This is a genomic window from Pseudotabrizicola sediminis (genome assembly GCF_004745575.1).
In the GTDB taxonomy this organism is placed as follows: Bacteria; Pseudomonadota; Alphaproteobacteria; order Rhodobacterales; family Rhodobacteraceae; genus Pseudotabrizicola; species Pseudotabrizicola sediminis.
In genome coordinates this window covers 1-9,732 of the sequence record NZ_RPEM01000034.1, presented here as the reverse complement: position 1 = coordinate 9,732, position 9,732 = coordinate 1, and the positions used below count along the sequence as shown (strand labels likewise).

Below are 9,732 nucleotides of genomic sequence, written 5' to 3'. Positions count from 1 at the left end.
TATTGCTCTCAAAAGACCGGAACGGAACCGCGACAGGTCCAGTGATCGCCCGAGAAGTGGCCCGAACGACAACCACTCGCACTGAGGGCTGAAGATGCGCTCGCCCCGCGAGTTCATTGCAGCTCAAAACGCAACCGCCTGAGTGTCCGGTGAGATGGGGGCAAGATCAGAAGCGTGACTTGACCTGCAGCCCGAATATCGGCAACCCCTGGGGCCAGATCCTGCGCAAAAGCCTCGGCACGTTGGCCAGCAGATTTGCCGATGCTTCAGATCAAATCAGCAAAGAGGAAGCCATGCATCGATTTTTGAAAGCCTGCATCGCAACGGACACCTACTTCCGCATCAACGGCACATCCGAACCGTGGAGCATCGGGTCTTGTGTTTCGACCGGAGGCATCAGGATGCTGAATGAAAACGTCATGCAGCTATATGAACACGTCTTTGTTGGTACGTCTGTAACGGTGGCTTGACCATGAAGCGTCGTGATGTCCTTGTCGTCGGCGGTCTTGTCGCTTTGGTATACGGCCTGCGCGCACTGCCTTGGGACCGTTTGGTCGGAAGCGGTCCGGAGTTCGTCGAAATCACCGAGTTGCCGCCCTTTCGGCGCCTTGCGGTCCAAGGACAGTCCTCCGGCGCGGGTGCTGCTCTTTTGGGAATTGATCGTGCTTCGGACGATGCTGATGCGCGGCGCACCCGTGCTGCTGCCGTACGTGCTGAGATGTGCCTTGCCCTTTTCGGGGCCGAGATTGAGCCGGGGGTGGTTCCTATCGCCTACTTCAGCGAATTCCGTTGCCCATACTGTCGGGCATTGGAGAAAGACCTCGACCGATTACTGGCGGAAAGGCCTGGTGCCTTCCGTATCGTTCAACATGAACTTCCGATATTTGGACCACCATCAGTGCTTGCTGCCCGTGCATCTGTCGCGGCCGCCAGGCAGGGAATGCAGCAGGAGCTTCGACAGCGCTTCATGCGCACCCCGCTCGTTGCAGACGAAGTGTCTGTCTACCGCGTGGCCTCAAGTATCGGGATCGATACGAACCGGCTCGCACGCGATATTGGGTCGCCGGACGTACAAGAAGAGCTCGACACAAGCCGGGCGCTCGCGGATGTCCTTGGATTTGTTGGAACCCCCGGTCTGGTAATCGGCAGAACCGTGCTGAATGGAGCGATCCCCTATGCGCTTCTTCGCCGGATTGCAGACGATGAAAAAGCCAGGCCAGCTCCTATGTGCTAGTGCGATAAGCACACCACCACACATTGTCTTCGGTGCGACAGGCTTTTCCTTCCCACGTGGTCGATCGAAGCCGCCAAGATCTGCGACGAATTGGTTGTAATGGGCAGCAGCGGTGGTAAGCGGCGCGACACCTGCAGGGGGGGGTATCCTCCGTTACGGAAAGTGATCGAGTGGCCATATCAACAATCGTCGGGTGGGAGGCGCCTTACGCGTCCCTGCTGGGGCCTTTTGCGCGAAAGAGGCTCCTTTCCTTCATCGTCAGGACAGATCTCGTTCCTTCACCTCTCCTCAGCCCCAATGCGGAAATCGATGTCGCAGATCGCCTTCGGCGTGCACTTTGATAACCGGTGGCGCTGATTGGCAACTCTATAGATGTCGAAGACGCAGATGGGCGGAGATCGACGTCATGGTCAGTCCCTGCTCGTCCTTTTTGCATATTAGATTGGTTCATCGAGCAACCGGTGCGCGCCATTCGGCATCCGCCCGAGGCATGGTCCGGAACACTCTGCGACGCTGCTGCGTTTGCTTACCTGAACGTTGCTGCGAAACGCCGGAGGAATGCAACCCAATGACAATGAAGAGACGCAATCTTGCGCGCGCGGTTGGCTTGGCCGCCGGGACTACAGCCATGTATCATGCCATGACCCCATTGGGGCAAGCTCGGGAGTCCACCTATCAGGGTCACATCAGCTGGCAGCGGCAGCCGAAGCGTCCTGCGGACATCGCGGGTGCGTGAAGCGGTCGAAGCACCGCGCCGAAACGGGATTGCAGGGGGCGGAACATGAACTGGAGCATATGCTGTTTCAGGACTGGGGGGGTATTGTCAGGACAGTCGTGGTCGGTTCCCTTGCCTATGTTACGCTCGTCCTGTTTCTGCGGGTTTCAGGCAAACGCACGCTTGCAAAGCTGAATGCGTTCGATCTGGTGGTTACCGTTGCCTTGGGTTCTACACTGGCGGCGGTCCTGCTGCAGAAGTCGATCCCGCTTGCCGAGGGTGTCGTCGCCCTGGCTTTATTGATCTTCCTTCAGTTTGCCGTGGCCTTTGTTTCCGTCAGATCTCCGAAGTTTGCGGGGCTGGTCAGGTCTGAACCAACTTTGCTGGCCCGCAATGGCGCGTTTTGCCAAGGGTCCATGATGCAGTCGCGTATCACGGAACATGAAGCTTTGAGCGCGGTGCGGTCCTCCGGCGGACGGTCACTTGCCGACGTCGAGACATTGATCCTCGAAAGTGACGGGACACTCAGCGTAAGTTTCCGCTCATCACCCTGAGCCTAGAATAAGCTCTGCGTTGCTTGGACGTCAGGTGCGATAAGCGTCCTGCCAATTGAAGAATCTGTCGGGTATAAGGGCGTTGGTCGGACGCTGGAGGTTACATATGTCCAAACTGAGATGGATCCTGTCGCGTATCCGGCGAACTCTATGGATCCGGGTTGCACTCTATGCGTTGGCGGGCGTCGTCGTGGCTTTGCTTGCCTCGCTCAGCGGGCAGTTTTTTCCCGGCAAGGCACCTGTCGATATCAGCACGGACGCCATCGACAGCTTGCTGACCATCATTGCGTCCAGCATGCTGGCTGTTACAACCTTCTCTGTCGGGGCGCTTACGGCGGCCTATGCCGGGGCCACATCCCATGCGACCCCGCGGGCAACGCCGCTGTTGACCGAAGATCAGGTTGTTCAGCACGCGTTGTCCACCTTTGTTGGCTCGTTTCTGTTCAGCATTGTCGGACTGATCGCATTGAAGGTCAGTGCCTACGGGCCAGAAGGGCGGGTGGTGTTGTTTGCCGTCACGCTCGTGATGATCCTGCTGATTGTCATTGCCTTGCTGCGCTGGATCAGCCGACTGACACAGCTCGGCCGTGTTGCCGATACGATTTCCCGCATCGAAGACGCCACGAACGATGCCATGAAAACACGGGTCGACATGCCGTTTCTGGGCGGCAAGGCGCTAATCTCCACGCGTGAGGGTAACCCGATCGTGGCGGCCAGCGTCGGTTATGTTCAGTTCATCGACACCTCTGCCTTGAACGAGCTGACCGAAGAGCGGGACATTGATATCGATGTGCAGTTGCTGCCGGGTGCATTTGCCTACGACGGGACGGTTCTGGCCCGTGTGCCTTTCGGATCGGAACCTCTGTCAGAGGATACGCGCGCTTCGATACGCAAGGCTTTCACCATTGGCACGGCCCGCACCTACGATCAGGACCCGCGCTTTGGCGTGGTGGTCCTCAGCGAAGTCGCGCTGCGTGCGCTTTCTCCGGCAGTGAACGACCCGGGTACCGCGATCGACATCATAGGTCGCCAAACGCGCCTCCTGAGTTTCTGGGGGGACGCTTGGGAGCGTGGGTCGCGAAGCCCGGCAAACTATCCGCGCATCAGTGTCCCCGCTTTGAAGTATGATGACATGTTCGAGGATGCCTTCAATCTGATCGGACGTGATGCGGCGGGGCAAATTGATGTGATGTTGCGCTTGACGAAAGCCCTGCAAGCACTGACGGCCACGGGGCCAGAAGCATCACGGATTGCTGCGCGTCATCAGCTGCGCATCGCCCTTGATCGAGCCGAAGACGCACTGCAAAGCCCGTTTGATCGTCAGCGTCTTTCTGATGCGGTGGGTGTGCCATACGCTGCGGATCGTGGTTGAAACGCGCAGCGACATTCTCGACAAAGGCTGCCAGAAAGCTTGGCCTTAGAACGACGCGCCACACGCGTTGGGCGTGCGCCCTTGGTCTGCAACGCAGTTATTTGCGGGTGCACCAGCAAAGCAAGGTTCCACCTGTCGGCGTGCAGCCGAGCTTCGTATCGTTGATCACCCGGTTCATACCGTGCGAGCGGACACAGTGCGGCCAGCCAGGTTGCATTGCCCTCTGACTAATGCGGCGTTGGCGGACTTCGACGGGCCAAGCCACAGGATGTCAGCGACGCACGCCACAACTGGCATGCGGCGCCGGGATATGCGGTGAAGTTCTGAAAGGGTATGCCCTGCCGACGTCCGGCGGCAGGGTGACAGTTCGGTCAGGGCATCAACTGGCCGCCATTGACCTCTATGGTCTGGCCGATGACATAGGCCGACATCTGTTCCGAGGCGAGGAACAAGAACGCACCGACACAATCCTCGGCGATCCCGAGCCGCCCCTGCGGCACGGTGGCCAGCATCGCGTCCATCTGCGCCTGGGTCGAATAGCGTTCGTGGAAAGGGGTCGTTATCACGCCGGGCGCCACGGCGTTGACACGGATGCCGTAGCCGATCCATTCCTTCGCCATGCCGCGCGTAACGTTCGACACGAAGGATTTTGACGATCCGTAAAGCCCCGCACCTCCGGCAGCGCCGTTGCGGGCGGCGATCGACGTGGTGTTGATGACGAAACCGCCCTGTTTTTTCAGATAGGGCAGCGCGACCCGCGACGCGGTGATGATGGACTTGGCGTTCAAATCCATGATCTGTTCATAATCTTCCTCGGTCGCGTGTTCATAGGGAATGCGCTTGACCATTCCGCCCGCATTGTTGATCAGCCCGTGCAGACCGCCCAACTTTTCGGCGGCTTCGGTCACTGCCGCCGCGAGCGCGACGGAATCGCAAGCGTCGGCCTTGACGAGAACCGCCGTGCCGCCAGCTTCTGCGATTTCGGCCGCCAGCTTTTCTGCAGCGTCGCGGCTGGAGTTATAGTGCACCCCGACCTTTGCCCCCTGGGCGGCAAAGGCGCGGGCCAGCGCCGCTCCGATTCCGGTCGAGGCGCCGGTGATCAGCACCGATTTGCCGGAAAATTCGGGGAAACTGAACGTTGATGCGGTCATCGCTGGCTCCGGTGTGAGAATTTGCATTTGGTCAGTATCCTGTGATTGTCATTTCGTTTCACGGTACCGGGACTGTAGTCATGTGCCTCGCAGAGGTACAGTATAGCGTCAAAGAACGACTGTCATAGCACGTGGGCCTGATGAACCGGCCCGAACAGGGAGGAAAGAACAGGAAAACCACAATAGCGCTGGCTGTCGGGCTGGGCATGATGTGATCTGCCGCGCTGGACCACGCCTAACGTCGTGCAATAGCTGGACAGATCAGCGGGGCACCCGCACAAGCGCGGGAAATGGCCCTTTCAGAAGAAATTGGTTTCAGGGTTTTTGGCAGGGATCTACCTGGCGCTCTTGGCGCGTCTGATCCACAAGCCCGGACCGGACCATGGCGTCGACGCCGCTGTTGTCAGAACGGCAATTTCACACCTTCCCAGACAAACGCTGCCTCGGCCAGCTTGCAGGGTGCAACCTGGCTCGACGGGTCAGCGCGTCACATACCCGGATCGGCGAGAAGTGGCAGACCCAACCGCTCTGATAGCTCGTCAAAGGCTTGGGCGGTGACCGGATCGAGGGTGATACCATCGGCACGGCGTCGGGCTGCTTCGGTCCATTCGCGGTCGCCGGGTGCCATGACGCGGCTGCCGGGCCGGGCGGGCGATGCGCGCAGCAAGGCGAGATAGCGCGTGATGCCCGCGCGCACCAAGTCTGCCCCGGCAAAGGCGTCGGGGTCCAGAACGATGACAAAGGCGCCCAGCCCCCGCGGCGTGCTAAAGTCGGGCCCAGCCATGGAGGCAAGGTCAGGCGAAAGGCCCGAGCCTGTCATCACTGCCGAAAGCAGCTCGGCCACGCCACCCAAGGCCGCGCCCTTGAACCCAAAGGCACCACCCAGAGGAGCCAGCATCTCGGCGATTTGGGGATCGGTCGTGTCGGCTCCGGCACTGTCCGACGCGACACCGTCGGGCAGAGTGGTACCGGTCGAGCGATACAGCTCGACCCGGTTATAGGGCACCGCGCTTGTGGCCATGTCCAGCAGCCATGGGTTTTCCGGCGCGGCACAGGCAATGGACAAGGGATTGGTGCCGTGAAACCGCTCGGCACCGTCGTGAAGGCGCACGAAACTGTCCGAGTTGCAGGTGACCAGTGCCATCATGCCCCGCTGCGCGGCGCGCAGCGAATACGCCCCCGCTGGCCCGAAATGCGACGAATGGGTGATGCCCACGGCGCCGATCCCGGCCTCGCGCGCCAGGGCGCAGGCATGATCGACTGCGGCATAAGTGGGTACGGCACCCTGCGCATTGTCGCCATGCAGCATCCCCGATCCGGGACGGGTTTGGGTAAACCGAAGTACCGGTGCCTTGTTCAGCCGCCCCCCCTCAAGCGCCTTGATGTAATGAGGCAACAGGCGCACGCCGTGGCTGTCCACTCCGTGCAGCGATCCGTGCAGGATCGAGGCGGTGCAATCGCGCACCGTGGCGTCATCGGCACCGATAGCGCGGAGAGCCGATTGGCAGAACGCGGTCAAGCGCGCGACCGGGATAGGATTGGTCATGGCGGTATCAGCGATAAATCAGGGTGGGCAGCCACATGGTGAGGCCGGGAACGAAGGTGATCAGCAAAAGCACGATCACCAGAGGAATGAGGAATGGAGCGGTTCCGACGACACAATCTTCAAACGGGATCTTGGCCACTCGCGCCAGCACATACAGCACCATGCCCACCGGCGGGGTCAGCAGGCCCAGCATAAGGTTCAGTACCATGATCACGCCGAAATGCACCGGATCAATGCCGATGGTCACCGCGATGGGCAGCAGAACCGGTACCATGATCGTGATCGCAGCCACGGTTTCCATGAAGCAACCGACAATCAGCAGGATCAGGTTGATCAGCAGCAACAGCACCCAGGGGCGGTCGGAAAACTCTAGCAGGGCGGCAGCGAAGTGTTCGGGTACGCGGTTGGAGGTCAGCAGCCAGGCAAAGATCGAGGCTGCTCCGACAACGAGCAGCACGACGGCTGTGGTTTCTATCGTATCAAAGCTGACCCGCAGAAATCGCGGCAATGTGAGGGTACGATAGACGATCAGTCCCAGAAACAGCGCCCAGGCGCAGGCCGCCACCGCCGCCTCGGTCGGAGTGAAGGCACCGGTCAGAATGCCACCCACAATGATGACTGGAGTCATCAGCGACAGGAACGCCCGCTGGAACGTTGACCACAGCACCGACCAATCGAACGACTGATCGCGGCCATAGCCCCGCCGCCGGGCCATGATTGCGATCATGATCATCAGCGATCCCGCCATCATCACCCCCGGCACAAAACCGGCGACGAACAATTGGCCGATGCTGGCACCCGCGACAACGCCGTAAATCACCATCGGCAGCGAAGGCGGAATAATCGGCCCGATAGTGGAAGAAGCGGCGGTGATGCCTACAGCGAACTTGGTGTCGTATTTCGCGTCGCGCATCGCCTTGATCTCGATAGCGCCCAGCCCCCCGGCATCGGCCACAGCCGCCCCCGACATGCCGGCAAATATGACCGAGGCCCCGACATTCACATGGCCAAGGCCGCCACGCATCCAGCCGACGAGTGCCAGCGCAAAGTTGAAAATGCGTTCGGTGATCCCCGCTGTGTTCATCAGGTTGCCCGCAAGGATGAAGAACGGCACGGCCAGCAACGGAAAGCTGTCAACACCGTTGATCATGCGGTGCGCCACCACCATCGGCGGCGGTGAGCCACTGAAGAATATGAACACCGCCGACGACCCGGCCAGCGCCACGGCGACAGGAACGCCAAACAACAACATGCCGAACAGCATTACGAAAAGCCAAATGATATCCAATGGGATGCTCCTAGTCGGTGGCGCGGATATGGTCCGCGTGCAGTTCGGGGTCGATCAGTTTGCTGGTTCCCGTCCGCAGGTGTCGCCATGTGTGCCATGCAGAGTAGAAAGCCATCGCCACGAAGGAGGCGCAGACAATCCAGTAAACGATGGATTTCGGAAAATTGATTGATACCATAGCCGAGTTGGTGCGTCCTGCGATCTGCGAACTCAAGACTGCAAGCACTATAAAGAACACTGTCGTCACCAGATCGAGAAGCGTCTGAGCGATGCGCCGACCGGGGCGAGGCACCCAGCGGTATAGGAATTCGACCGCGATATGGGACTGTTTGCGCGTCGCCATCACAGACCCGATGAAGGTCACGCCGATCAGCAGGAAGCGTGCGATCTCTTCCGTCCAGGCAATCGAGTTGTTCAGAACATACCGCGTGAAGAACTGGAGGAATACGACACCGGCGAGAATCCAGAACAGGGCCAGAACGGGGGCATCGCTCCAACGCTGATCGGACAGATCAATCTTTTCCTCCTCAAGCGCAAGTGGCGCCGTTGACAAGGGGCGTTCGGGTGGGGTGGGCATCACGATGTCCTTGATGGCAGGATGCGGACGGCCGGCACGATCTGCCGCCCGCCCATCAGACTGTCAGATGCGCCTTATTTGATGGCTTGAAGCCGATCGTATACATCTTGGTCCCATGTGGCCATGTCGCCGTTATGCAGCGCCTTCACAGCCTCGATGAAGGGCGCACGGTCCACCTCGTGGACGTTCACGCCTTCGCCGCGGAACCACTCGGCCAATTCGCCCTCAGACTGGATGATGGCATCGGTGGCACAAGCCGCTGTTTGCTGGGAAACCTCGGTCAGCGCCACCCGATCTTCCTCGCCCATGGCGGTCCATGCCGGGCCGCCGACGATGGTCAGCAAGGCGTCGGTGATGTGACCGGTCAGGCTGATGTCGCTCTGGACCTCATGAAACTTCTTTGCCTGGATGGTTGGCAGGGGGTTTTCTTGGGCATCCACCGTTCCCTGCTGAAGCGCAAGATATACCTCGGCAAAAGCGATGGGGGCCGGGTTCGCTTCGGTCGCGATCGGGAACATCATGTACAGCGGCGCGTTCGGCACGCGGATCTTCAGCCCCTTCATGTCGGCCGGAGTCGCGATCGGCTTGTTCGCCGTCACATGCCGGGCACCATAATAGGTCATTGCGATGATGTGGTTCTGGGTGGCGTCGGTATAGCCCTGCGCCAGTTCCTCGAACAGTTCAGAGTTGCGGAACTTGTCCCAATGGTCGAAGTCGCGAAACATGAACGGGGCACCGCCAATGGCGATCGGCCCGTAGGAACTGCCCGCAAACAGCTGGCCCGTATAGATTACGTCAACCGAACCGAAGGTCAGACCTTCGTTGATGTCTTCTTCCTTGCCCAGGGACGAAGCCGGAAAGACCTCGATCCCGAAACGCTGGTTGGTGGCTTCCAACAGCAGGTCGTTCGCCGCAACGGCACAGGTATGATACGGCTCACTTGCCTCATATACGTGAGCCCATTTCAGCACAGTCTGGGCCGACGCGGTGGCAGGTGCAAAAGCCAGCAGTGCCGAAGCCGAAGCCGTCGCGCACAGGAATTGAACAGTTTTTGTCATGGTACCCTCCCAGGTGGTCAGTCGCTACAGGGTATACCCCGTTAGGTCATGTCGCTTCACTTTATGGGTAACTTTGCCTCACGCAAGACAAAGTTTGCCTTGTCCCGACTCTCGCAGCGCCGAAGCGGTGCGCCAAAGCCCATTCAGAACATGGCTTGGTGATCCCGGCATAAAACCCTCTTGCCGGCCAGGGATGTGGACCTGTCGCGGTTCCGTTCCGGTCTTTTGAGAGCAATA

9 protein-coding genes are annotated in these 9,732 nt (G+C 59.8%); 4 read left to right on the top strand and 5 right to left on the bottom strand.

Features of this window, described 5'->3' with window-relative positions; all coding sequences use genetic code 11:
* Window positions 1-179: 179 nt before the first annotated feature.
* From EEB11_RS20425 to EEB11_RS18995, 4 genes are all read left to right on the top strand, one after another.
* Window positions 180-470 carry a L,D-transpeptidase gene (locus tag EEB11_RS20425; protein ID WP_135434127.1) on the top strand — a complete coding sequence of 97 codons (291 nt, stop codon included), beginning with the start codon at window positions 180-182 and terminating at the stop codon, window positions 468-470.
* Window positions 471-472: 2 nt separating this feature from the next.
* Complete coding sequence (locus EEB11_RS19005; RefSeq protein WP_135434124.1) at window positions 473-1,234, top strand: DsbA family protein; 762 nt, start codon at window positions 473-475, stop codon at window positions 1,232-1,234.
* A 732-nt stretch (window positions 1,235-1,966) separates the two neighbouring features.
* A complete protein-coding gene (locus EEB11_RS19000) occupies window positions 1,967-2,503 on the top strand; it encodes a DUF421 domain-containing protein (protein WP_245299014.1) in 537 nt (178 codons plus the stop codon).
* Between the two features lie 55 nt (window positions 2,504-2,558).
* Window positions 2,559-3,875 (top strand): DUF2254 domain-containing protein, encoded by a 1,317-nt coding sequence (locus EEB11_RS18995; protein WP_210134471.1) that lies wholly within the window; start codon window positions 2,559-2,561, stop codon window positions 3,873-3,875.
* A 371-nt stretch (window positions 3,876-4,246) separates the two neighbouring features.
* Here EEB11_RS18995 and EEB11_RS18990 read toward each other — a convergent pair whose 3' ends face one another.
* The 5 genes from EEB11_RS18990 to EEB11_RS18970 all read right to left on the bottom strand — a co-directional run bounded on the left by EEB11_RS18990 (window position 4,247) and on the right by EEB11_RS18970 (window position 9,495).
* Window positions 4,247-5,026: an SDR family NAD(P)-dependent oxidoreductase gene (locus EEB11_RS18990; RefSeq protein ID WP_135434122.1), complete on the bottom strand. Its 780-nt coding sequence runs from the start codon at window positions 5,024-5,026 to the stop codon at window positions 4,247-4,249.
* 487 nt (window positions 5,027-5,513) lie between these two features.
* Window positions 5,514-6,572 (bottom strand): Ldh family oxidoreductase, encoded by a 1,059-nt coding sequence (locus EEB11_RS18985; RefSeq protein WP_135434120.1) that lies wholly within the window; start codon window positions 6,570-6,572, stop codon window positions 5,514-5,516.
* A gap of 7 nt (window positions 6,573-6,579) precedes the next feature.
* The gene (locus tag EEB11_RS18980) at window positions 6,580-7,860 is read right to left on the bottom strand and encodes a TRAP transporter large permease (protein WP_135434118.1); all 1,281 of its coding nucleotides are present in this window, start codon (window positions 7,858-7,860) and stop codon (window positions 6,580-6,582) included.
* A gap of 10 nt (window positions 7,861-7,870) precedes the next feature.
* Entirely contained in the window at window positions 7,871-8,437 is a 567-nt protein-coding gene (locus tag EEB11_RS18975; protein WP_135434116.1) for a TRAP transporter small permease, read from the bottom strand.
* Window positions 8,438-8,511: 74 nt separating this feature from the next.
* Entirely contained in the window at window positions 8,512-9,495 is a 984-nt protein-coding gene (locus EEB11_RS18970) for a sialic acid TRAP transporter substrate-binding protein SiaP (protein ID WP_135434114.1), read from the bottom strand.
* Window positions 9,496-9,732: the final 237 nt, after the last annotated feature.

What these genes read in the sequence shown, in the direction of transcription:
- EEB11_RS18990 (WP_135434122.1), bottom strand. Translation starts at nt 5,026, where the DNA reads ATGACCGCATCAACGTTCAGTTTCCCCGAATTTTCCGGCAAATCGGTG.
- EEB11_RS18985 (WP_135434120.1), bottom strand. Translation starts at nt 6,572, where the DNA reads ATGACCAATCCTATCCCGGTCGCGCGCTTGACCGCGTTCTGCCAATCG.
- EEB11_RS19005 (WP_135434124.1), top strand. Translation starts at nt 473, where the DNA reads ATGAAGCGTCGTGATGTCCTTGTCGTCGGCGGTCTTGTCGCTTTGGTA.
- EEB11_RS18975 (WP_135434116.1), bottom strand. Translation starts at nt 8,437, where the DNA reads ATGCCCACCCCACCCGAACGCCCCTTGTCAACGGCGCCACTTGCGCTT.
- EEB11_RS18970 (WP_135434114.1), bottom strand. Translation starts at nt 9,495, where the DNA reads ATGACAAAAACTGTTCAATTCCTGTGCGCGACGGCTTCGGCTTCGGCA.